15 protein-coding genes and 1 pseudogene are annotated in these 22,237 nt (G+C 69.5%); 9 read left to right on the forward strand and 7 right to left on the reverse strand.

All coding sequences use genetic code 11. The annotated features are described in order from the left end of the window. Positions 1-46: 46 nt before the first annotated feature. The 4 genes from ACWGH0_RS21550 to ACWGH0_RS21565 all read right to left on the reverse strand — a co-directional run bounded on the left by ACWGH0_RS21550 (position 47) and on the right by ACWGH0_RS21565 (position 5,040). Complete coding sequence (locus tag ACWGH0_RS21550; protein ID WP_453405808.1) at positions 47-1,660, reverse strand: FAD-dependent oxidoreductase; 1,614 nt, start codon at positions 1,658-1,660, stop codon at positions 47-49. A gap of 15 nt (positions 1,661-1,675) precedes the next feature. Next, the gene (glpK, locus tag ACWGH0_RS21555) at positions 1,676-3,202 is read right to left on the reverse strand and encodes a glycerol kinase GlpK (protein WP_453405809.1); all 1,527 of its coding nucleotides are present in this window, start codon (positions 3,200-3,202) and stop codon (positions 1,676-1,678) included. Positions 3,203-3,242: 40 nt separating this feature from the next. Then, a complete protein-coding gene (locus ACWGH0_RS21560) occupies positions 3,243-4,031 on the reverse strand; it encodes an MIP/aquaporin family protein (RefSeq protein WP_453405810.1) in 789 nt (262 codons plus the stop codon). A gap of 244 nt (positions 4,032-4,275) precedes the next feature. Next, on the reverse strand, positions 4,276-5,040 hold the full coding sequence (locus tag ACWGH0_RS21565) for an IclR family transcriptional regulator (RefSeq protein ID WP_453405811.1): 765 nt from the start codon (positions 5,038-5,040) through the stop codon (positions 4,276-4,278). Positions 5,041-5,279: 239 nt separating this feature from the next. Here ACWGH0_RS21565 and metH point away from each other — a divergent pair, with 239 nt between their 5' ends. From metH to ACWGH0_RS21585, 4 genes are all read left to right on the forward strand, one after another. Continuing rightward, positions 5,280-8,795 (forward strand): methionine synthase, encoded by a 3,516-nt coding sequence (gene metH, locus ACWGH0_RS21570; protein ID WP_453405812.1) that lies wholly within the window; start codon positions 5,280-5,282, stop codon positions 8,793-8,795. 99 nt (positions 8,796-8,894) lie between these two features. Further along, the gene (locus ACWGH0_RS21575; protein ID WP_453405813.1) at positions 8,895-9,596 is read left to right on the forward strand and encodes an HAD family hydrolase; all 702 of its coding nucleotides are present in this window, start codon (positions 8,895-8,897) and stop codon (positions 9,594-9,596) included. 503 nt (positions 9,597-10,099) lie between these two features. Then, on the forward strand, positions 10,100-11,701 hold the full coding sequence (locus ACWGH0_RS21580; protein ID WP_453405814.1) for an ABC transporter substrate-binding protein: 1,602 nt from the start codon (positions 10,100-10,102) through the stop codon (positions 11,699-11,701). A gap of 71 nt (positions 11,702-11,772) precedes the next feature. After that, the gene (locus ACWGH0_RS21585) at positions 11,773-13,362 is read left to right on the forward strand and encodes an ABC transporter substrate-binding protein (RefSeq protein WP_453405815.1); all 1,590 of its coding nucleotides are present in this window, start codon (positions 11,773-11,775) and stop codon (positions 13,360-13,362) included. Between the two features lie 76 nt (positions 13,363-13,438). Here the strand turns inward: ACWGH0_RS21585 and ACWGH0_RS21590 are convergent, their stop codons facing one another. Beyond that, positions 13,439-14,110: a response regulator gene (locus tag ACWGH0_RS21590; RefSeq protein ID WP_069929570.1), complete on the reverse strand. Its 672-nt coding sequence runs from the start codon at positions 14,108-14,110 to the stop codon at positions 13,439-13,441. 14 nt (positions 14,111-14,124) lie between these two features. Then, a complete protein-coding gene (locus tag ACWGH0_RS21595; RefSeq protein ID WP_453405816.1) occupies positions 14,125-15,018 on the reverse strand; it encodes a RecB family exonuclease in 894 nt (297 codons plus the stop codon). A 177-nt stretch (positions 15,019-15,195) separates the two neighbouring features. Between ACWGH0_RS21595 and ACWGH0_RS21600 the strand changes: the two genes are divergently transcribed. The 3 genes and pseudogenes from ACWGH0_RS21600 to ACWGH0_RS21610 all read left to right on the forward strand — a co-directional run bounded on the left by ACWGH0_RS21600 (position 15,196) and on the right by ACWGH0_RS21610 (position 18,081). Then, positions 15,196-16,419 carry a site-2 protease family protein gene (locus tag ACWGH0_RS21600; RefSeq protein ID WP_453405817.1) on the forward strand — a complete coding sequence of 408 codons (1,224 nt, stop codon included), beginning with the start codon at positions 15,196-15,198 and terminating at the stop codon, positions 16,417-16,419. A 79-nt stretch (positions 16,420-16,498) separates the two neighbouring features. Continuing rightward, a pseudogene (locus ACWGH0_RS21605) lies at positions 16,499-17,335 on the forward strand (tRNA (adenine-N1)-methyltransferase); the annotation flags it as partial. A gap of 176 nt (positions 17,336-17,511) precedes the next feature. Next, on the forward strand, positions 17,512-18,081 hold the full coding sequence (locus ACWGH0_RS21610) for a hypothetical protein (RefSeq protein ID WP_453405818.1): 570 nt from the start codon (positions 17,512-17,514) through the stop codon (positions 18,079-18,081). A 4-nt stretch (positions 18,082-18,085) separates the two neighbouring features. On the opposite strand, the gene ACWGH0_RS21615 is transcribed toward ACWGH0_RS21610, so the two are convergent. Next, positions 18,086-18,406 carry a ferredoxin gene (locus ACWGH0_RS21615; RefSeq protein WP_453405819.1) on the reverse strand — a complete coding sequence of 107 codons (321 nt, stop codon included), beginning with the start codon at positions 18,404-18,406 and terminating at the stop codon, positions 18,086-18,088. A 241-nt stretch (positions 18,407-18,647) separates the two neighbouring features. Between ACWGH0_RS21615 and arc the strand changes: the two genes are divergently transcribed. Both arc and dop read left to right on the forward strand, forming a co-directional pair. Then, positions 18,648-20,414, forward strand: a complete 1,767-nt coding sequence (arc, locus tag ACWGH0_RS21620; protein ID WP_453405820.1) for a proteasome ATPase — start codon at positions 18,648-18,650, stop codon at positions 20,412-20,414. A 247-nt stretch (positions 20,415-20,661) separates the two neighbouring features. After that, positions 20,662-22,173 carry a depupylase/deamidase Dop gene (gene dop, locus ACWGH0_RS21625; RefSeq protein WP_453405821.1) on the forward strand — a complete coding sequence of 504 codons (1,512 nt, stop codon included), beginning with the start codon at positions 20,662-20,664 and terminating at the stop codon, positions 22,171-22,173. Positions 22,174-22,237: the final 64 nt, after the last annotated feature.

The raw sequence follows: 22,237 nt of genomic DNA on the forward strand, positions 1-22,237 counted from the left end.
CGCTCAGGCGGCTGCCCCTTACCCGTCCCCCCGTGGAGGCGGGGCCTCAGGCCCTGCGGTCCAGCACGTCCTCGACCTTCGCGCGGACCTCGTCCGTGGCCAGGCCGCGGATCGTCAGCGTCGTACGGCGGCGCAGCACGTCGTCCGCGGTCTCGGCCCACTCGTGGTCGCGGGCGTACACGACCTGCGCCCAGATCTCCGGCGCGTCCGGGTGGACGCGCTCGGCCAGCGCCGGGTCCTCGTTCGCCAGGCGCGCGATGTCGAACGCCAGCGAGCCGTAGTGCGTGGCCAGGTGGCGCGCGGTGTCGGCGGCCATCCGCGGACCGGGCGTGCCGCCGTCGACGAGCAGCCGGTGCGCGACCGCGTTCGGGTTGGAGATGCCGGGCAGCGGCAGCTTCCTGGGCAGCCGCGAGACCGGCTCCATGTCCTCGCCCAGCGGGTGGCCGGGCAGCGCGGCGAGCTTGTTCATGACGGTGCGGCCGATGTGACGGAACGTCGTCCACTTGCCGCCCGCGACCGACAGCATGCCGCCGCGGCCCTCGGTGACGACCGTCTCGCGCTTGGCCTTGGAGGTGTCACCGGGCCCGCCGGGCAGCACCCGCAGACCCGCGAAGGAGTACGTGATGAGGTCGCGGGAGAGCTGCTGGTCGCGGATCGAGAAGGCGGCTTCGTCCAGGATCTGGGCTATGTCCTTCTCGTTGACGGAGACGTCCCCGGGGTCGCCCTCGTACTCCTCGTCGGTCGTGCCGAGCAGGAGCTGGTCCTCCCACGGCAGCGCGAAGGTGATGCGGTACTTGTCGATCGGCGTGGCCAGCGCGGCCCGCCAGGGAGCGGTGCGCTTGAGCACCAGGTGCGCCCCCTTGGAGAGCCGGATGGAGGGGGCCGCGTACGGGTTCTCCATCGTGCGCAGGTGGTCGACCCACGGTCCGGTGGCGTTGAGCACCAGACGGGCCGTCACGCCGAACTCCGCGCCGTCGAGGCGGTCCCTGAGCTCCGCGCCCGTGACCCGGCCGCTGGTGAAGCGCAGGCCGGTGACCTCGGCGTGGTTGAGGACGGTCGCGCCCGACTCGACCGCGGCGCGGACCGTCATCAGGGCCATGCGCGAGTCGTTCATCTGGTCGTCGCCGTAGACGGCGACGGCCTTGAGGTCGTCCGTACGGAGTTCGGGCACCGCACGCGCGGCCTTCGCCGGGCTGATGACGTGTCCGACACCGTCCCCGAAGGCGGACAGCGCCGAGTAGGCGAAGACGCCCGCACCGAGTTTGGCCGCTCCGTGCGGACCGCCCTTGTAGACGGGGAGGTAGAAGGTCAGCGGATTGGCGAGGTGCGGCGCGACGTCCCTGGAGACGGCGCGCCGCTCGAAGTGGTTCTCCGCCACCAGCTTGACCGCGCCGGTCTGCAGGTAGCGCAGTCCGCCGTGGAGCAGCTTGGAGGAGGCGGAGGAGGTGGCGCCGGCGAAGTCGCCGGCGTCCACCAGGGCCACCCGCAGTCCCGACTGGGCGGCGTGCCAGGCGGTGGAGATGCCCAGGATGCCGCCGCCGATCACCAGGAGGTCGTACGTCGCCTTGGAAAGGTGTTCCCGGGTTTCGGCGCGGCTCGTCGTGGCACAGCCGTCGGCCGGGCGCGTCCCGAGGGCCGGGACGCTCTGCAGGGTGGTCATTTTCGTAACTCCTCGTCAGCTCTCGTCTTCGAGCCAGCCCATGGACCGCTCAACGGCCTTGAGCCAGCTCTTGTACTCGCGGTCCCGCGTGGCCGCGTCCATGCGGGGGGTCCACTCGGCGGCCCTGCGCCAGTTGGCACGCAGCTCGTCGGTGCTGGACCAGAAGCCGACGGCCAGGCCGGCGGCGTAGGCGGCGCCGAGGCAGGTCGTCTCGGCGACCATCGGGCGCACCACCGGTGCGTCCAGGAAGTCGGAGAGCGTCTGCATCAGCAGGTTGTTGGAGGTCATGCCGCCGTCGACCTTGAGGGCCGTCAGCTCGACGCCGGAGTCCTTGGTCATGGCGTCGCTGATCTCGCGGGTCTGCCAGGCGGTGGCCTCCAGGACGGCACGGGCGATGTGCGCCTTGGTGACGTACCGGGTGAGGCCGGCGATCACACCGCGGGCGTCGGGACGCCAGTACGGGGCGAACAGACCGGAGAAGGCCGGTACGAAGTACGCGCCGCCGTTGTCCTCGACCGAGGAGGCCAGCGTCTCGATCTCGGCGGCCGACTTGATCAGGCCCATCTGGTCGCGCATCCACTGGACGAGCGAGCCGGTGACGGCGATCGAGCCTTCGAGGGCGTAGACGGGCTTCTGGTCGCCGATCCGGTATCCGACCGTCGTGAGCAGGCCGTTGTACGAGTTGACGGGGGCGTCACCGGTGTTCAGGAGCATGAAGGTGCCGGTGCCGTACGTCGACTTCGCCTCGCCCGGCGAGAAGCAGGTCTGGCCGAACAGGGCGGCCTGCTGGTCACCCAGCGCCGACGCGACCGGCACGCCGGCCAGCGCACCGGACTTGGCGACGCCGTACACCTCGGCGGAGGAGCGGATCTCCGGCAGTACGGCGGACGGGATGTCCATCGACTGGAGGATCTTCTCGTCCCAGCGCATCTCGTGCAGGTTCATGAGGAGGGTGCGCGAGGCGTTGGTGACATCGGTGACGTGTACGCCGCCGTCGGTGCCGCCCGTCAGGTTCCAGATGACCCAGGAGTCCATGGTGCCGAAGAGGATGTCGCCGGCCTCGGCGCGCTCCCGCAGGCCCTCGACGTTGTCGAGCAGCCAGCGGACCTTGGGGCCCGCGAAGTACGACGCGAGCGGCAGGCCGGTCTCGCGGCGGAAGCGGTCCTGGCCGACGTTGCGGCCGAGCTCCTTGCAGAGCGCGTCGGTGCGGGTGTCCTGCCACACGATGGCGTTGTGGACGGGCTCGCCGGTGTTCTTGTCCCACAGCAGCGTGGTCTCGCGCTGGTTGGTGATGCCGATCGCCTTGACGTCGGCGGGCGTGATGCCCGCCTTGCTGATCGCGCCGGCGACGACTTCCTGGACGTTGGTCCAGATTTCGGCCGCGTCGTGCTCGACCCATCCCGGCTTCGGGAAGATCTGCTCGTGCTCCTTCTGGTCGACGGCGACGATCCGGCCGTCCTTGTCGAAGACGATGCAGCGGCTGGAGGTGGTGCCCTGGTCGATGGCCGCGATGAACGGGCCGGTGGTGTGTGCGTCGGTCACGGTGTGCTCCCGGAGGTCTGTAGAGAGTCGGCCGGTCGGCTCAGGCGAACGCGATGTTGTAGATACCCGCGGCGAGGGCTCCGCCGATCAGCGGTCCCGCGACGGGGATCCAGGCGTAGCTCCAGTCGGAGCCGCCCTTGTTCGGCAGCGGGAGCAGGGCGTGCACGATGCGCGGCCCGAGGTCACGGGCCGGGTTGATCGCGTAGCCGGTCGGGCCGCCGAGGGAGAGGCCGATGCCGACGACGACGAAGGCGGTGATCAGCGCGCCGAGCACGCCGAGACCCTTGCCGCTGTCGTTGAGGCCCTGGGTGAGCACCGCGAGGACGAGCACGACGGTGCCGATGATCTCGGTGGCGAGGTTCTGCCAGACGTTGCGCACCTCGGGGCCGGTGGAGAAGACGCCGAGGACGGGGCCGGCCTTGGGCGCGGCCTTCTGGTCGACCATGCCCTCTTCGGCCGGCTGCTCCGCGAGGATCTCCGGGTCCGTGAGATGGGCCTGGAACTGTCCGTAGTACGCGATCCAGACCAGGGCGGCGCCGATCATGGCGCCGAGTATCTGGCCTGCGAAGTAGACCGGAGCGTTGCTCCAGTCGCCGTCCTTGACCGCGATGCCGACCGTGACCGCCGGGTTGAGATGGGCGCCGGAGAGGGTGCCCGTCATGTAGACGGCCGTCATGACGGCGAAGCCCCACCCGAAGGTGATGGCGAGCCAGCCGGCGTTCTGCGCCTTCGAGCGCTTGAGCACGACGGCGGCCACGACGCCACCGCCGAGCAGGATGAGTACGGCGGTACCAATGATCTCGCCGATGAAGATGTCGGAGCTGGACACCCGCGACTCCTTTGTCCTTCGTCCAGGGGAAAGGCGAACCCCGGGTCCCTCCGGGTGGTCCGCGCCCTCGGTGAGGGCCTAACCGGTCCCTTGGCGTTGCCACACTCTAGCGCGTATTGCCGGTAGGTGTTCGGCATTGCCGACCGATGAACGGCAGTTTTGCCCTCGGTTAAGAGGTGCGTCAAGAGTTCCGTGACCGGTATCCCGATCGTTACCAGCCTGCCAGGGGGCGGCGGGGCCCGCCTCAGAAGCGGCTGGCACCCAGGTCCCGGGAGACCGCCCGCGCGCAGTCCCGTACGGCCGCCACCAGGTCGTTGCGCAGGCCGCCGTCCTCGCGGACGCGTTCCACGGCTCCGGTGACGCCGACCGCGCCGACCGGCATCCGCCGGCGGTCGTGGATGGGCGCGGCGATCGACGCCACCCCGTCCCAGGTCTCCTCCACGTCGGCGGCCCAGCCGCGCGCGCGGGTCAGGTCGAGCACCGCCTCGAACTCCTCCGCGTCCGTGATCGTGTGCGGGGTGAAGGACTTGCGCTCGTTCTCGACGACCTCGTTGTGCGCGACCGGGTCGTACGCGGACAGCACCTTGCCCAGCGCGGAGGAGTGGAGCGGCTGCATGGCCCCGACCTCAAGCACCTGCCGGCTGTCGTCCGGGCGGAAGACGTGGTGGACGATCAGTACGCCCTGCTGGTGCAGCACGCCCAGATAGACGCTCTCGCCGCTGGAGCGGGCCAGGTCGTCGGTCCACACCAGCGCGCGGGCGCGCAGCTCGTGCACGTCCAGGTACGTGCTGCCCAGGCGCAGCAGCTCGGCGCCGAGCTGGTAGCGGCCCGAGGCCTGATCCTGTTCGACAAAACCCTCCGCCTGGAGGGTGCGCAGGATGCCGTGGGCCGTACCCTTGGCAAGACCGAGGGACGAGGCCACCTCGGACAGTCCGAGCCTGCGCTCGCCCCCCGCGAGCAGGCGCAGCATCGCCGCCGCCCGCTCGAGCGACTGGATGTTCTTCGCCACGCTCGGCCACCTCCACCTCGGTTCGACAATGCTGAACACTATCGGCTCATGCCGACCTGGTGTCACCGTCCGAGGTCTACCCGGCGACCGTGAGCCATCAGAACACGCCACGCACCCGACACCGTCCGCCCCGTGGGACGCCTTCACGCCACGGACGGGGTCACGGCTACGCTGGCCAGGTGCGCCTTCCGCCGGGAAGGCGCAAAGCCGACAGCCGTCGCACTCCAGGGAGCAGATCCATGGCCTCGTTGCCGACCCCCACGCCTGCCAGCCACCGCAGCCGCGCCGACGCCCTCCGCGAAGCACTCGCCAGCCGTGTAGTGGTCGCCGACGGAGCGATGGGCACCATGCTCCAGGCGCAGGACCCCAGCCTCGAGGACTTCGAGAACCTCGAGGGCTGCAACGAGATCCTCAACATCACCCGCCCCGACATCGTGCGCTCGGTCCACGAGGAGTACTTCGCGGTCGGCGTGGACTGCGTCGAGACCAACACCTTCGGCGCGAACCACTCGGCGGCCAACGAGTACGAGATCGCCGACCGGATCTTCGAGCTGTCCGAGTCCGGCGCGCGCATCGCCCGCGAGGTCGCCGACGAGTTCGCCGCCAAGGACGGCCGCCAGCGCTGGGTGCTGGGCTCGATCGGCCCCGGCACCAAGCTGCCCTCGCTCGGCCACATCGCGTTCGACGTCCTGCGGGACGGCTACCAGCAGAACGCCGAGGGCCTGCTGGCCGGCGGCGCGGACGCCCTGATCGTGGAGACCACGCAGGACCTGCTCCAGACGAAGTCGAGCCTGATCGGCGCACGCCGTGCGATGGACGCCCTCGGCTTCGACGTGCCGCTGATCTGTTCGCTCGCCTTCGAGACGACCGGCGTCATGCTGCTCGGCTCCGAGATCGGCGCCGCCCTGACCGCCCTGGAGCCGCTGGGCATCGACCTGATCGGCCTGAACTGCTCGACCGGCCCGGACGAGATGAGCGAGCACCTGCGCTATCTGGCCCGCCATTCGCGTACGCCGCTGATGTGCATGCCGAACGCGGGCCTTCCCGTTCTCACCAAGGACGGCGCCCACTTCCCGCTCGGCCCCGTCGGTCTCGCCGACGCCCAGGAGACGTTCGTCCACGACTACGGCCTGTCCCTCATCGGCGGCTGCTGCGGTACGACGCCCGAGCACCTGCGCGCCGTCGTCGAGCGCACCCGCGACCTCGCTCCGGCGCAGCGCGAGCCGCGCCCCGAGCCGGGCGCCGCCTCCCTGTACCAGTCGGTCCCCTTCCGCCAGGACACCGCGTACATGGCGATCGGCGAGCGCACCAACGCCAACGGCAGCAAGAAGTTCCGCGAGGCCATGCTCGAAGCCCGCTGGGACGACTGCGTCGAGATGGCCCGCGACCAGATCCGCGAGGGCGCGCACATGCTCGACCTGTGCGTCGACTACGTGGGCCGCGACGGTGTGGCCGACATGGCCGAGCTGGCCGGCCGCTTCGCCACCGCCTCCACTCTGCCGATCGTCCTCGACTCCACCGAAGTGGACGTCATCCAGGCCGGTCTGGAGAGGCTCGGCGGCCGCGCGGTCATCAACTCCGTCAACTACGAGGACGGCGACGGCCCGGAGTCGCGTTTCGCCAAGGTCACCGCGCTCGCCAAGGAGCACGGCGCCGCCCTGATCGCGCTGACCATCGACGAGGAGGGCCAGGCCCGTACCGTCGAGCACAAGGTCGCCATCGCGGAGCGGCTGATCGAGGACCTGACCGGCAACTGGGGCATCGAAGAGTCGGACATCCTCATCGACTGCCTGACCTTCACCATCTGCACCGGCCAGGAGGAGTCCCGCAAGGACGGCATCGCGACGATCGAGTCGATCCGCGAGCTGAAGCGGCGTCACCCGGACGTGCAGACCACCCTGGGCCTGTCCAACATCTCCTTCGGCCTCAACCCGGCCGCCCGTGTCGTCCTGAACTCCGTCTTCCTCGACGAGTGCGTCAAGGCCGGCCTGGATTCCGCGATCGTGCACGCCTCGAAGATCCTGCCGATCGCCCGCCTGGAGGAGGAGCAGGTCAAGGTCGCCCTCGACCTGATCTACGACCGGCGCGCCGAGGGCTACGACCCGCTCCAGAAGCTCATGGCCCTCTTCGAGGGCGTCAACATGAAGTCCATGAAGGCCGGCCGAGCCGAGGAGCTGATGGCGCTCCCGCTCGACGAGCGTCTGCAGCGCCGCATCATCGACGGCGAGAAGAACGGCCTGGAGGCCGATCTCGACGAGGCCCTGCGGAGCCGCCCGGCCCTGGACATCGTCAACGACACCCTCCTCGCGGGCATGAAGGTCGTCGGTGAGCTGTTCGGCTCCGGCCAGATGCAGCTGCCGTTCGTGCTCCAGTCCGCCGAGGTGATGAAGACGGCGGTGGCTCACCTGGAGCCGCACATGGAGAAGACGGACGACGAGGGCAAGGGCACGATCGTGCTGGCCACCGTCCGCGGCGACGTCCACGACATCGGCAAGAACCTCGTCGACATCATCCTGTCCAACAACGGCTACACCGTCGTCAACCTCGGCATCAAGCAGCCCGTCTCCGCGATCCTGGAGGCGGCCGAACAGCACAAGGCCGACGTCATCGGCATGTCCGGACTGCTCGTCAAGTCCACGGTGATCATGAAGGAGAACCTTCAGGAGCTCAACCAGCGGAAGATGGCCGCGGACTTCCCGGTCATCCTCGGCGGCGCCGCACTGACACGGGCGTACGTGGAGCAGGACCTGCACGAGATCTACGAGGGCGAGGTCCGCTACGCCCGCGACGCGTTCGAGGGCCTGCGCCTGATGGACGCCCTCATCGGCGTCAAGCGCGGCGTGCCCGGCGCGGCCCTGCCGGAGCTCAAGCAGCGCCGGGTGGCGAAGAAGGACACGGCCGTCCTGGAGGTCGAGGAGCCGGAGGGCTCCGTGCGTTCGGACGTCGCCACCGACAACCCGATCCCCACTCCGCCCTTCTGGGGCACCCGGGTGGTCAAGGGCATCCAGCTCAAGGAGTACGCGCCCTGGCTCGACGAGGGCGCGCTCTTCAAGGGGCAGTGGGGCCTCAAGCAGGTCCGCAACGGCGACGGGCCCACCTACGAGGAGCTGGTGGAGACCGAGGGCCGTCCGCGCCTGCGCGGCTGGCTCGACCACCTCCAGTCGAACAACCTCCTCGAAGCGGCCGTCGTCTACGGGTACTTCCCCTGCCACTCCAAGGGCGACGACCTGATCCTGCTGGGCGAGGACGGTTCCGAGCGCACCCGCTTCACCTTCCCCCGCCAGCGGCGCGGCCGCCGGCTGTGCCTGGCCGACTTCTTCCGCCCGGAGGAGGCCGGTGAGCCCGACGTGGTCGGCCTCCAGGTGGTCACGGTCGGCTCCCGCATCGGCGAGGAGACCGCCCGGCTCTTCGAGGCGGACTCCTACCGCGACTACCTCGAACTGCACGGCCTCTCGGTGCAGTTGGCCGAAACCCTCGCCGAGTACTGGCACGCCCGGGTCCGCTCCGAACTCGGCTTCGGCGGCGAGGACCCCGACGCCATGGAGGACATGTTCGCCCTGAAGTACCGGGGCGCGCGCTTCTCCCTCGGCTACGGGGCCTGCCCCGACCTGGAGGACCGCGCCAAGATCGCCGACCTGCTGCGGCCGGAGCGGATCGGCGTACACCTGTCCGAGGAGTTCCAGCTGCACCCGGAGCAGTCCACCGACGCGATCGTCATCCACCACCCCGAGGCGAAGTACTTCAACGCGCGATAGACCGGGACGAGTCGTACACTGGTCGGTCCAGCGCAGGCCGGTCGCCTTCCCACCTGGGGAGACGGCCGGCCTTCTCGTCCCTTCAGGAGGTGTGCCCGGATGACCAGTACCGTCCCCGCGCCCAGTACCCGTACGGCCGAAGGCTCGGCCCTCCAGGCTGTCTTCCTCGACATGGACGGCACCCTGGTGGACACCGAGGGCTTCTGGTGGGAGGTCGAGGCCGAGGTCTTCGCGGACCTCGGGCACGTGCTGGACGAGGCGTGGCGCGACGTGGTGGTCGGCGGGCCCATGACGCGCAGCGCCGGCTACCTCATCGAGGCGACCGGCGCGGACATCACGCTGCCCGAGCTCACGGTGCTGCTCAACGACCGCTTCGAGAAGCGGATCGCGCGGGGCGTGCCGCTGATGCCGGGCGCCGCGCGGCTGCTGGCGGAACTGGCGGCGCACGAGGTGCCCACCGCCCTGGTGTCGGCCTCGCACCGGCGCATCATCGACCGCGTCCTCCAGACGCTGGGGCCGCAGATGTTCACCCTCACGGTCGCGGGCGACGAGGTGGCCCGTACGAAGCCGCACCCGGACCCGTACCTGCACGCCGCGGCGCTGCTCGGGGCCGATCCCGGCAGATGCGCGGTCGTGGAGGACACGGCGACCGGCGTGGCGGCTGCCGAGGCGGCCGGCTGCCGGGTGGTGGCCGTCCCCTCCGTGGCGCCGATCGCGCCCGCGCGCGGCCGGGTGGTCGTGGGGTCGCTGGAAGAAGTCGATCTCGCATTCCTCACCACCCTGATCACCAGAATGAACTGACCGGTCACCGAGGGGCCCTCTCCAAGGGAGGCGAAAACTCTCGGCATCGGACCGTTCATTTTCCGTCACAAGCGGAAATAGAAATGCGCAATGGGACAGAAGTATTCAGAAGGTGACCTTGGTCACCCTCTGTGAGATGTACTGCGGTCCCCGGCGGCGCCAATGCGCTTCCGTGGGGCCGCATATGGCGTCCTTGTGTCCCGATTGGTGAAGCGGTGTACGAATCATTCCGGCCCCACCGGGCGCATTCGCCCGGATCGGCGACCGCCGGCCGATGACGCGGAGGCACCGTCCCGGTCCGGCCGGCCCGGTGATTCCCACTAATCTCAAACCCGAGAACTTCGCCGCATCACCACGGGGTTCCGGCGCCCAACCCGTCGCCGGAGCCCACCGAACCGATCGCTCTGATCCGGCCCGATCGCCCCGCCCCGACCGGGCGGCCGCGGCGGAGTATCCCGTACACCGCTGAAGAACTCAGTGCCGGATGAGGGAGAACGTCCAGGATGAACCGCAAGACCTTGGTGCTGCCGGCCGTGATCGGCCTGCTCGCGCCCGCGCTGGCCGCGTGCGGCGGCGCGGACGTCGGCGGGAAGGGCGGTGACGCCATCGTCGTGGGCACCACGGACCAGTTCGTGGCCACGAAGGACGCGCCCGCGCCCTTCGACCCCGCGTTCGCCTACGACGCCGGCGCCTGGAACGTCCTGCGGCAGACCGTCCAGATGCTGATGCACGTCCCGCGCGGCGGCGGCGAGCCGGTGCCGGACGCGGCCTCCAAGTGCGGCTTCACCGACACCCAGAACGAGAGCTACCGCTGCACCCTTCGGGACGGGCTCACGTTCGCCGACGGCGACCCGCTCACCGCGGAGGACGTCAAGTTCTCCATCGAGCGCGTACTGAAGATCAAGAACAACAACGGGCCGGTCGCGCTCCTCTCGAACATCGACATGATCGAGACCAACGGCGACCGCGAGATCGTCTTCCACCTCAAGACGCCGGACGCCACGTTCCCGTACAAGATCGCGACGCCGGCCGCGGCCATCGTCGACCCCGACGCCTACCGGGCCGGCAAGCTGCGCGAGGGCTTCGACGCCGACGGCTCGGGCCCGTACACGCTGGAGACCGAGACCGACGGAGACCGGGTCGTCAAGGCGGTCTTCACCAAGAACCCCGCGTACAAGGGCGACTTGAAGCTCCGCAACGACAAGGTCGAGCTGCGGTCGTTCGCCGACACCGAGTCCATGGAGAAGGCGCTGAAGGACGGCGACATCAGCATGATGACGCGCACCCTCCAGCCCGAGCAGATCAAGGACCTGTCGGAGAACCCGGCCGAGGGCATCGACCTCATCGAGATGCCCGGCCTGGAGATCCGCTACCTCGGCTTCGACACCGAGGACTCCACCGTGAAGAGCAAGGCGGTGCGCCAGGCGCTGGCCGCCGTCGTGGACCGCGGGGACCTCGCGAGCAAGGTCTACCCGGCCACCGCCGAGCCGCTGTACTCGCTCATCCCGAACACCATCACGGGGCACCAGAACGCCTTCTTCAACAAGTACGGCGAGCCCAGCCGGGCCAAGGCCGCCGGCATCCTCAAGGCGGCCGGCATCGGCACGCCGGTGAAGCTGACGCTCAACTACACGACCGACCACTACGGACCGGCCACGAAGAAGGAGTTCGAGGTGCTCAAGGAGCAGCTCAACGCCACGAACCTCTTCGACGTCGGCATCAAGGGAACCGAGTGGTCGAAGTTCCGTGACAGCCAGAAGCGCGGCGAGTACGCCGTCTACGGCATGGGCTGGTTCCCCGACTTCCCGGACGCCGACAACTACGTCGCGCCGTTCCTGGACGAGGACAACTTCCTCAACTCCCCGTACGTGAGCAGCGAAACCAGGAACAAGCTCATCCCCGAGTCGCGCCGCGCGGCCGACCGGGCAACGGCCGCCGGGCCGTTCGAGCGAATCCAGGAGATCGTCGCCAACGACGTACCGGTGCTGCCGCTGTGGCAGGGCAAGCAGTACGTCGCCGCGCGCGACGACATCACGGGCGTCGAGTGGGCCATCAACTCCTCGGCGGACCTTCAGCTGTGGGAGCTGGGCCGCGGCGTCTCCTGACGCCGGCATTGTCCGGCGGCGAAGACCGCGCCGCCGGTGGGTTATTCATCGAATGTGTGAGGCAAGGATCCGTGAAGAGGCGTAACCAGTGGCTGACGGCCCCGCTCGCGGCGGGACTGGCGGCGGGGCTGCTCAGCGGTTGTGGAACCGAGAAGGGCGGCTCGGGGGGCACTGACGGCGGTGTGGTCATCGGAATGTCCGACGAGGTGCTGGCCACCGACCCGGCGTCGGGCTACGACCCGGGCTCCTGGCTGCTGTTCAACAACGTCTTCCAGTCGCTGCTGAGCTTCCCCAAGGGCAGCTCCTCCCCGCAGCCCGAGGCCGCGAAGACGTGCGACTTCGACAAGGGCGGCAGCACGGTCTTCCGCTGCACCCTGCGTGACGGCCTGACGTTCAGCAACGGCAACGAGCTGACCAGCAAGGACGTCAAGTACTCCTTCGAGCGCTCGCTGAAGATCAACGACAAGGCCGGCCCCGCGGCGGTCATGCTCGGCACCATCGACACGATCGAGACGCCGGACGAGAAGAACATCATCTTCCGCCTCAAGGTCCCGGACGCCACCTTCCCGAGCAAGATCGCCTCCGGCGCCGGCTCCATCGTCGACCACCGCGAGTACGCCTTCGACAAGCTCCGCACCGACAACAAGGCGGTCGGATCCGGACCGTACAAGCTGGACTCCTTCGGCCGGTCCGACGCGGCGTTCTCCGTCAACGAGAACTACGAGGGCACCGCCGAGACGAAGAACAACGGCGTCACCGTGAAGTTCTTCCACGGTGACCAGAAGGCGCTCGCCGCCTCCCTCAAGCGGCGCGACGTGGACATCGCCTACCGCGGTCTCACGGCCGGCGACATCGCGGGCATCGAGAAGTCCACGGCCGACCGCGACAAGGGCATCGAGGTCGTCGAGGGCTCCAGCGCCGAGGTCCAGCACCTGGTCTTCAACGTCAACGACCCGGTCGTCGGCAAGCCCGCCGTGCGCAAGGCCATGGCGTACCTGATCGACCGCGACGCGCTGGTGCGGGACGTCTACCAGTCCACCGCCACCCCGCTGTACTCGATCATCCCGAGCGGCATCGGCGCCCACAACACGGCGTTCTTCGACACCTACGGCGGCAGCCCGCAGCCGGCCAAGGCCGAGCGGGCGCTGCGCGGCGCGGGCATCACGGACAAGGTGAAGATCACCCTCTGGGCCACGCCCAGCCGCTACGGACCGGCCACCGTCGAGGAGTTCAAGGCGATCGCCAAGCAGCTCAAAAAGAGCGGGCTGTTCGACGCGAGCGTCGAGTCGGTCGAGATCAACGAGTACGAGAAGAACATCGCGGCCGGCAAGTACGGCGTGTACGTGAAGGGCTGGGTCCCGGACTACCCGGACCCGGACAACTTCACCCTGCCGTTCTTCGGCAAGGACAACGTCCTCGCCAACAACTACGAGAACCGCCGCATCACCGACGGGATCATCCCCGACACCGCCGCCGCCACCGACCGCCCCATGGCGGAGGAGGACTTCAACAAGCTCCAGGACATCGTCGCCGACGAGGTGCCGATCATCCCGCTGTGGCAGGGCAAGCAGTACGCCGTGGCCTACGACGACATCTCCGGCCTCGAATGGACCCTGGACGCGTCGACCGTCTTCCGGTTCTGGGAGATCAGCAAGGGCTGACCCCACCGTCGCCGGCACACGAGAAGCCGGACCCGGCCCCCTCGCGGGGCCGGGTCCGGCTTCTGTCGTACGCGTGCTACTGGGCGCCCGGCCTGACCAGGCCGCTCTCGTACGCGTACACCGCCGCCTGCACCCGGTCGCGCAGCCCGAGCTTCGTCAGCACGTGCCCGACGTGCGTCTTCACGGTCGTCTCGCTCACGAACAGATCGGCGGCGATCTCCGCGTTGGACAGCCCGCGGGCCACCAGCTTCAGCACCTCGACCTCGCGGTCGGTCAGCGTGTGCAGCGTGTCCGGAACCTGCTCGTCGCCGGACGGCAGGTGATCGGCGTACTTGTCGAGCAGCCGGCGCGTGATGCTCGGCGCGAGCATCGCCTCGCCCGCCGCGACCACCCGGATCGCCTGCACCAGCTCGGTGGCGGGCGCGTCCTTCAGCAGGAAGCCGCTGGCCCCGGCGCGCAGCGCCTCCACGACGTACTCGTCGAGATCGAACGTCGTCAGCACGAGCACCTTCGCCGGGCCGTCCTTGCCGGGACCGGTGATCTGACGCGTCGCCTCCACGCCGTCCATCCGCGGCATCCGGATGTCCATCAGCACGACGTCGGGCTGGAGCGCCCGCACCTGGTCGAGCGCCTGGAGACCGTCACCGGCCTCACCGACGACCGCGAGATCCTGCTCGGCCTCCAGAATCATCCGGAAGCCGGTGCGCAGCAGGGGCTGGTCGTCGACCAGTAGGACGCGGATAGCCACGGAGGACTCCTTCTCTAGACCGCGTCCATTCTGCCCTGGCCGCCTTCGGCCGGATCGGCCGGGCGCACCGTCCGCTGCACGGGCAGCGGGTACACCGGGGGAGTGCCGCCGAATTCCGGACACACCGCGCGGTGGTCGCACCAGCCGCACAGCTTCGTCGGACGCGGCCGCCACTCGCCCGTCTCCGTGGCCTCCTTGATGGCCTCCCACAGCGCGAGCAGCTTGCGCTCCACGCGCTCCAGGTCGCCCTCGACCGGGTCGTACGTCAGCACGTCGCCACTGCCCAGGTACACCAGCTGGAGCCGGCGCGGGACGACGCCCTTCCACCGCCAGATCACCAGCGCGTAGAACTTCATCTGGAACAGCGCGCCGTCGGCGTACTCGGCCCGGGGCGCCTTGCCCGTCTTGTAGTCGACGATCCGCACCTCACCGGACGGCGCCACGTCCACCCGGTCGATGATGCCGCGCAGCCGCAGTCCGGACTCCAGCTCCGTCTCGACGAAGAGCTCCCGCTCGGCCGGCTCCAGCCGCGTCGGGTCCTCCAGCGTGAACCACCGCTCGACCAGCTCCTCGGCCTCCACCAGCCAGCGCGCCAGCCGCTCGCCCTCCGGATCCTCGGCGAACAGCTCCGTGAGCTGCGGCTTCGACTCCAGCAGCCGGTTCCACTGGCCGGGCACCAGCGCCTTGGCCCGCCCTGCCGTACGCTCCGTCGCCGGGACGTCGAAGAGCCGCTCCAGCACGGCGTGCACCAGCGTGCCCCGGGTCGCCGCCTCGCTCGGCTTCTCGGGCAGCTTGTCGATGACCCGGAACCGGTAGAGCAGCGGGCACTGCATGAAATCGCTCGCCCGCGACGGGGAGAGCGACATGGGGCGCCGGGCCTCGTCGGCCCGACCGGAACTCGTCGTCATGTCCAAGACCTTAAGACCCGCCACTGACAGTCCCGGCATCCATGGCCGCGAAACGGCCGCGCGAGGGGAGCCGAGGCGGAACGGGCGGGGGCAGTCCGCATACCATCGACGGCAGACCCCTCTCGCGCTGCGTGGTCGGCGGACGCCGCGCGAGGACGCTGCGGACGAAGGGCCCCTGTGAACGAGAGCGGCGAGCGCGACAAGCGCGGCGAGAGCGGCGGGAGCGGCGGCAAGCCGCAGAGCCCCCGCGAGCCGGGCGGCGGCCTCCTCATGGGCCGCCCGTTCGGCGTGCCGGTGTACGTCGCCCCCAGCTGGTTCCTCGTCGCGGCCCTCATCACCTGGGTCTTCGGCGGCCAGCTCGACCGCGTCCTCCCCGAGTTGGGCAACCTCCGCTACCTGGTCTCGCTCTTCTTCGCGGTCGCGTTCTACGCCTCCGTACTGGTGCACGAGCTGGCCCACACGGTCGCGGCGCTGCGCTTCAAGCTGCCGGTGCGCCGCATCCAGCTCCAGTTCTTCGGCGGGGTGTCCGAGATCGAGAAGGAGTCGGAGACGCCGGGTCGCGAGTTCGTCCTCGCCTTCGTCGGACCGCTGCTCTCCCTCGTCCTGGGCGGCGTGTTCTACGCCGGCATGCGGATCGTCGAGCCCGGCACGGTGCCCGGCGTGCTGCTGGCCGGCCTGATGATCTCCAACCTCATCGTGGCGGCGTTCAACCTGCTGCCCGGCCTCCCGCTGGACGGCGGCCGGATGCTCCGCGCCATCGTGTGGAAGATCACCGGCAAGCCGATGAGCGGCACCATCGCCGCCGCCTGGGTCGGCCGTGCGCTCGCCGTCGCCGTCCTCATCGGCCTGCCGCTGCTCACCCACACCGGCGCCCTCGGCAACTCCACCGAGGACATCGGCGGCATGGAGACCGTCACCGACGCCCTGCTCGCCGCCATCCTGGCCGCGATCATCTGGACCGGAGCCGGCAACAGCCTGCGCATGGCCCGGCTGCGCGAGCACCTCCCCGACCTGCGCGCCCGCACGCTCACCCGGCGCGCCGTCCCCGTCGAGTCGGCCACCCCGCTCTCCGAGGCCCTGCGCCGCGCGAACGCCGCCGGCGCCCGCGCCCTGGTCGTCGTGGACGGCCAGGGAGAGCCCACCGGCGTCGTCCGCGAGGCGGCCATCGTGGGCGTGCCGGAGCACCGCAGGCCGTGGGTGGCGGTCAGCGGTCTCGCCCAGGACCTCACGGAGGACATGAAGATCGCGGCGGAGCTGGCGGGCGAGGCGCTGCTGGAGCGGCTGCGGGCGGCCCCGGCCACGGAGTACCTCGTGGTCGAGGAGACGGGCGAGATCTACGGCGTACTGTCCACCGCCGACGTCGAGCGCGCCTTCGTGTCGGCCATGGCCCGCCCCCAGTAACCGGTCCCGGGACGGCCCCGGCCCGCCCAGCGGCGCACCGCGGCGAATCGGGCCGTCAAAAGACCGGTAGGCTGGTCACATGTCCGAACCGACCGGTGCCGCCCGCCGTCGCGGCCCCTTCCAGGTCGGGGACCAGGTCCAGCTCACCGACCCCAAGGGACGCCACTACACGTTCACGCTCGAGGCCGGGAAGAATTTCCACACCCACAAGGGTTCCTTCCCCCACGACGAGCTGATCGGCTCCCCCGAGGGCAGTGTTGTCCGTACCACGGGAAACGTCGCCTACCTCGCGCTGCGCCCCCTGCTCCCCGACTACGTCCTGTCCATGCCCCGCGGCGCCGCCGTGGTCTACCCCAAGGACGCGGGCCAGATCCTGGCCTTCGCCGACATCTTCGCCGGCGCCCGCGTCGTCGAGGCGGGGGTCGGCTCCGGTTCGCTGAGCAGCTTCCTGCTCCGCGCCATCGGTGACCAGGGCATGCTGCACTCCTACGAGCGCCGCGAGGACTTCGCCGAGATCGCCACGCAGAACGTGGAGCGCTACTTCGGCGGCCCGCACCCCGCCTGGCAGCTGACCGTCGGAGACCTCCAGGACAACCTGACCGACACCGACGTCGACCGCGTGATCCTGGACATGCTCGCCCCGTGGGAGTGCCTGGAGGTCGTCCGCAAGGCGCTCGTCCCCGGCGGCATCCTCTGCTGCTACGTGGCCACCACCACGCAGCTGGCGCGCACCGTCGAGTCCATCCGGGAGATCGGCTGCTTCGCGGAGCCGACCGCCTGGGAGTCGATGATCCGCAACTGGCACGTCGAGGGCCTGGCCGTCCGCCCCGACCATCGGATGATCGGCCACACCGGATTCCTCCTCACCGCCCGCCGCCTCGCGGACGGCGTGGAGCCGCCCCTGCGCCGCCGCCGAGTTCCCCGACCGACCGGGGAACTCGGCGGCGGCGCTCTCGCGTTGCCGGGTCCGGCGCCCGCGCCACCGGGTCTTCACGTACGGGCAACCGTTACGGACCCTGGCGTTCCGCCGTGCTGTGACGTGTGGCACTATGCTCGCCACCCCACCGGTACAGCCCCCAGGAGACACCCGGCGTGCAGACCTCCGCAGCCCTGGACCTCGCGCACACCCGGCCCCGCCCGGTGCACTGGCTCGCCACCGCCGCCGCCATGGCCGCGGTCGTCGCCGCGGCCGGTTTCCTCCAGCCCGAGGCCGCCACCGCCTCCCAGACGGCCCCGGCGGCGGGATCCGGGCCGGTGGAACCCGCGGCGGCCCCGGTCCCCGACGCGGCCGGGGCGGTGTACCCGCTGGAGTGCCACGGGGAGAAGCCCGCCGTGGTCGAAGAGGGCTCCGGCGACCTCGACGGCGACGGCCGGCCCGAGACCGTGGCGGTCGTGCGGTGCGTCTCCGGCATCGGCACCCCCCCGAGCGGCGTCTTCGTGCTGACCGGGCCCTCGCGCGTCGTGGCGACCCTGGTCGACCCGGCCGACGGGCTGGGCATCAGCGATTTCACCGTGGGCGGGGGAGCGGTCTCCGCGACGCTGCTGGGCTATTCCTCGCCGGACGTGCCGCGCTGCTGCCCCGACCGGCGGGAGAAGGTCAAGTGGCAGTGGAAGGGCGGCAAGTTCGCCAGAACCGTCCTTCCGGACGCGCGCAGTATGTGATCCGTCACTCCGCGTCCGGGCCGTAGACCTCGACCCGGTCGGTCACGCGCCGTACGTGGATGCAGTCGCCCGGGCACTCCTTGGCCGAGTCGACCACGTCATTGAGGAGAGTCAGCGGGACGGGCGTTGTGGCGCCCGGGCTCTGGAGCAGCTCGTCGTCGGGGCTCTTCACGTAGGCCAGGCCGTCGATGTCCAGCTCGAAGACCTCGGGGGCGTACTGGACGCAGATGCCGTCGCCGGTGCAGAGATCCTGGTCGATCCACACCTCGAGCGGGTCGCCCGTCTGTGCGCCGTCGTCGGTGGGAGCCTTCTGCTGCACGGTCATATCTCCTGCCGTTTCCTGCGCGGTTGTAGCAATTCGAGCCAGCCCTGACGGGTGTTGAACACTTCGACGATACAACCGGCCGCTTTCCGATGTTGATGGGTGGGTATTCCCCTGACGTGAGGGAGTACGCAAGGGTGAAGATCGGACACACCCCGCAGTCTTTGTGATCTAGGGGTTTCAACCCGCACCAGCCCAGGTAGGGTCAGGAAGCGTCCAGCTCCCCTTGGAGGAGGTGAGGACCGTGGCAGCCCACGACGACGACATCAACCGCGGCATCCGGCCCGGGCGAGGGTCTGAGGACCCCGCCGGACAGGTTGCCTATCTCGAGCAGGAAATCGCCGTCCTGCGCCGCAAGCTCGCCGACTCTCCGCGTCATACGAGGATTCTCGAAGAGCGGATCGTCGAGCTGCAGACCAACTTGGCCGGCGTGTCCGCTCAGAACGAGCGGCTCGCCAATACGCTCCGTGAGGCCCGCGACCAGATCGTGGCCCTCAAGGAAGAAGTCGACCGGCTCGCGCAGCCGCCGGCCGGCTTCGGTGTCTTCCTCACGGCGAACGAGGACGGCACGGCCGACATCTTCACCGGTGGCCGCAAGCTACGGGTGAACGTCAGCCCCAGCGTGGAGCTCGAAGAGCTCAGGCGTGGCCAGGAGGTCATGCTCAACGAGGCCCTCAACGTGGTCGAGGCCATGGAGTACGAGCGCGCCGGGGAGATCGTCACCCTCAAGGAGGTCCTTGAGGACGGCGAGCGCGCCCTGGTGCTGGGGCACACCGACGAGGAGCGGGTGGTGCGGCTCGCCGAGCCGCTGCTGGACGTCACCATCCGCCCCGGCGACGCCCTGCTGCTGGAGCCCAGGTCCGGTTACGTCTACGAAGTCATCCCCAAGAGCGAGGTCGAGGAGCTCGTCCTCGAAGAGGTCCCGGACGTCGACTACGACAAGATCGGCGGTCTGGGCAGCCAGATCGAGATGATCCGCGACGCCGTCGAGCTGCCGTACCTCTACCCCGACCTCTTCAAGGAGCACGAACTGCGGCCGCCGAAGGGCATCCTGCTCTACGGTCCGCCCGGCTGCGGCAAGACGCTGATCGCCAAGGCCGTCGCCAACTCCCTTGCCAAGAAGGTCGCCGAGGTGACCGGCCAGCCCGCGGGGAAGAGCTACTTCCTCAACATCAAGGGCCCCGAGCTCCTCAACAAGTACGTCGGTGAGACGGAGCGGCACATCCGCCTCGTCTTCCAGCGTGCCCGTGAGAAGGCGAGCGAGGGTACCCCCGTCATCGTCTTCTTCGACGAGATGGAGTCGCTCTTCCGCACCCGTGGCTCGGGTGTCAGCTCGGACGTGGAGAACACCATCGTTCCGCAGCTGCTCGCCGAGATCGACGGTGTGGAGGGCCTGGAGAACGTCATCGTCATCGGCGCCTCCAACCGCGAGGACATGATCGACCCCGCGATCCTGCGGCCCGGCCGGCTCGACGTCAAGATCAAGATCGAGCGTCCGGACGCGGAGGCGGCGAAGGACATCTTCGCGAAGTACCTCCGCTCCACCCTGCCGCTGCACGCGGACGACCTGGCCGAGCACACCGGCTCCAGGGAGGCCGCGGTCCACGGCATGATCCAGTCGGTCGTCGAGCAGATGTACGCCGAGTCCGAGGAAAATCGCTTCCTCGAGGTCACGTACGCGAACGGCGACAAGGAAGTCCTGTACTTCAAGGACTTCAATTCCGGCGCGATGATCCAGAACATCGTCGACCGGGCCAAGAAGATGGCCATCAAGGCCTTCCTCGACCAGAACCAGAAGGGTCTGCGGGTCTCCCACCTCCTCCAGGCGTGCGTGGACGAGTTCAAGGAGAACGAGGACCTGCCGAACACCACCAACCCGGACGACTGGGCCCGTATCTCCGGCAAGAAGGGCGAGCGGATCGTGTTCATCCGCACGCTCGTCACCGGAAAGCAGGGCGCGGACACCGGACGCTCCATCGACACGGTGGCGAACACCGGTCAGTACCTGTAGAACGCAGACGGGCTGCGGGTACCCGCTGGGGTATCCGCAGCCTGCTGTTTTCCAGTCGCACCGGCCGCCGCGCCGACCACACCGGAGCAATGACGCAATTGATCTCCCTACCGGGGCAGAGGCGTTCTAGGCTCTTCGGTACCGCCGAGTCGCGCAGTGCGGGGCCGGGCGCCGCACACGCACCGGAGAACCAGCGGTACTTGAGTGCCGCCCCCGTCCGGGGGCGACGCCGGGCAAGGAGGGCCGCATGACCGTACGGCGAGTAATGGGCATCGAGACGGAGTACGGGATCTCCGTCCCCGGCCACCCCAACGCCAATGCCATGCTCACCTCGTCCCAGATCGTCAACGCCTACGCGGCGGCGATGCACCGGGCGCGCCGCGCCCGCTGGGACTTTGAGGAGGAGAATCCGCTGCGGGACGCGCGAGGCTTCGACCTCGCCCGGGAGGCCGCCGACAACAGTCAGCTCACGGACGAGGACATCGGCCTGGCCAATGTCATCCTCACGAACGGCGCGCGGCTGTACGTGGACCACGCGCACCCCGAGTACAGCTCCCCGGAGGTGACCGGCCCGCTGGACGCGGTGCTCTGGGACAAGGCCGGCGAGCGGATCATGGCGGAGGCCGCCGAGCGGGCCGCGCAGCTCCCCGGCGCCCAGCCGATCCACCTCTACAAGAACAACACCGACAACAAGGGCGCGTCCTACGGCACGCACGAGAACTACCTGATGAAGCGGGCGACCCCCTTCTCGGACATCGTGCGCCACCTGACCCCGTTCTTCGTGTCCCGGCAGGTCGTCACGGGTGCGGGCAGGGTGGGCATCGGCCAGGACGGCCACGAGCACGGCTTCCAGATCAGCCAGCGCGCCGACTATTTCGAGGTCGAGGTCGGCCTGGAGACCACGCTCAAGCGCCCCATCATCAACACCCGCGACGAGCCGCACTCCGACGCCGAGAAGTACCGCAGGCTGCACGTGATCATCGGCGACGCGAACCTCTCCGAGATCTCGACGTACCTGAAGCTGGGCACGACGTCCCTGGTGCTGTCCATGATCGAGGACGGCTTCATCAATGTCGACCTGGCGATCGACCAGCCGGTGCGCACGCTCCACCAGGTCTCCCACGACCCGACGCTGCAACGGCTGATCACCCTCCGCAGCGGCCGGACACTCACCGCCGTACAGCTTCAGATGGAGTACTTCGAGCTGGCGCGCAAGTACGTCGAGGAGCGGTTCGGCGTCGACGCGGACGACCAGACCAAGGACGTCCTGGGGCGCTGGGAGGACGTGCTGAACCGCCTGGAGAACGACCCGATGAGCCTGGCGGGGGAGCTGGACTGGATCGCCAAGCGGGAGCTCCTGGAGGGCTACCGCAGGCGGGACAGCCTGGACTGGGACGCTCCCAGGCTCCATCTGGTGGACCTCCAGTACGCCGACGTACGCCCCGAGAAGGGCCTGTACAACCGCCTGGCGGCCCGCGGCAAGATGAAGCGGCTGCTGGACGAGGACGCCGTGCTGCGGGCCGGTACGAAGCCTCCTGAGGACACCAGGGCGTATTTCCGCGGGCGCTGCCTTGAGCAGTACGCGGACGACGTGGCTGCGGCCTCCTGGGACTCCGTGATCTTCGACCTGCCGGGCCGGGACTCGCTCCAGCGCGTGCCCACGCTGGAACCGTTGCGCGGTACACGTAACCACGTCAAGGAGCTTCTCGACCGGTGCAGGACGGCGGAAGACCTGGTCCGGGTGCTCTCGGGCGGCTGAAAGGGCCGCCGGGTGGGAATCATCCAGGTGATCCCCACGCGTTGTGCAAGTACGGCGCGGATGT

The organism is Streptomyces sp. NPDC054887, assembly GCF_053610585.1.

Excerpts from the sequence above, each read along its gene's own strand:
- ACWGH0_RS21550 (WP_453405808.1), bottom strand. The coding sequence starts at position 1,660 with ATGACCACCCTGCAGAGCGTCCCGGCCCTCGGGACGCGCCCGGCCGAC.
- metH (WP_453405812.1), top strand. The coding sequence starts at position 5,280 with ATGGCCTCGTTGCCGACCCCCACGCCTGCCAGCCACCGCAGCCGCGCC.
- ACWGH0_RS21575 (WP_453405813.1), top strand. The coding sequence starts at position 8,895 with ATGACCAGTACCGTCCCCGCGCCCAGTACCCGTACGGCCGAAGGCTCG.
- ACWGH0_RS21580 (WP_453405814.1), top strand. The coding sequence starts at position 10,100 with ATGAACCGCAAGACCTTGGTGCTGCCGGCCGTGATCGGCCTGCTCGCG.
- ACWGH0_RS21595 (WP_453405816.1), bottom strand. The coding sequence starts at position 15,018 with ATGACGACGAGTTCCGGTCGGGCCGACGAGGCCCGGCGCCCCATGTCG.
- ACWGH0_RS21615 (WP_453405819.1), bottom strand. The coding sequence starts at position 18,406 with ATGACCGTGCAGCAGAAGGCTCCCACCGACGACGGCGCACAGACGGGC.
- dop (WP_453405821.1), top strand. The coding sequence starts at position 20,662 with ATGACCGTACGGCGAGTAATGGGCATCGAGACGGAGTACGGGATCTCC.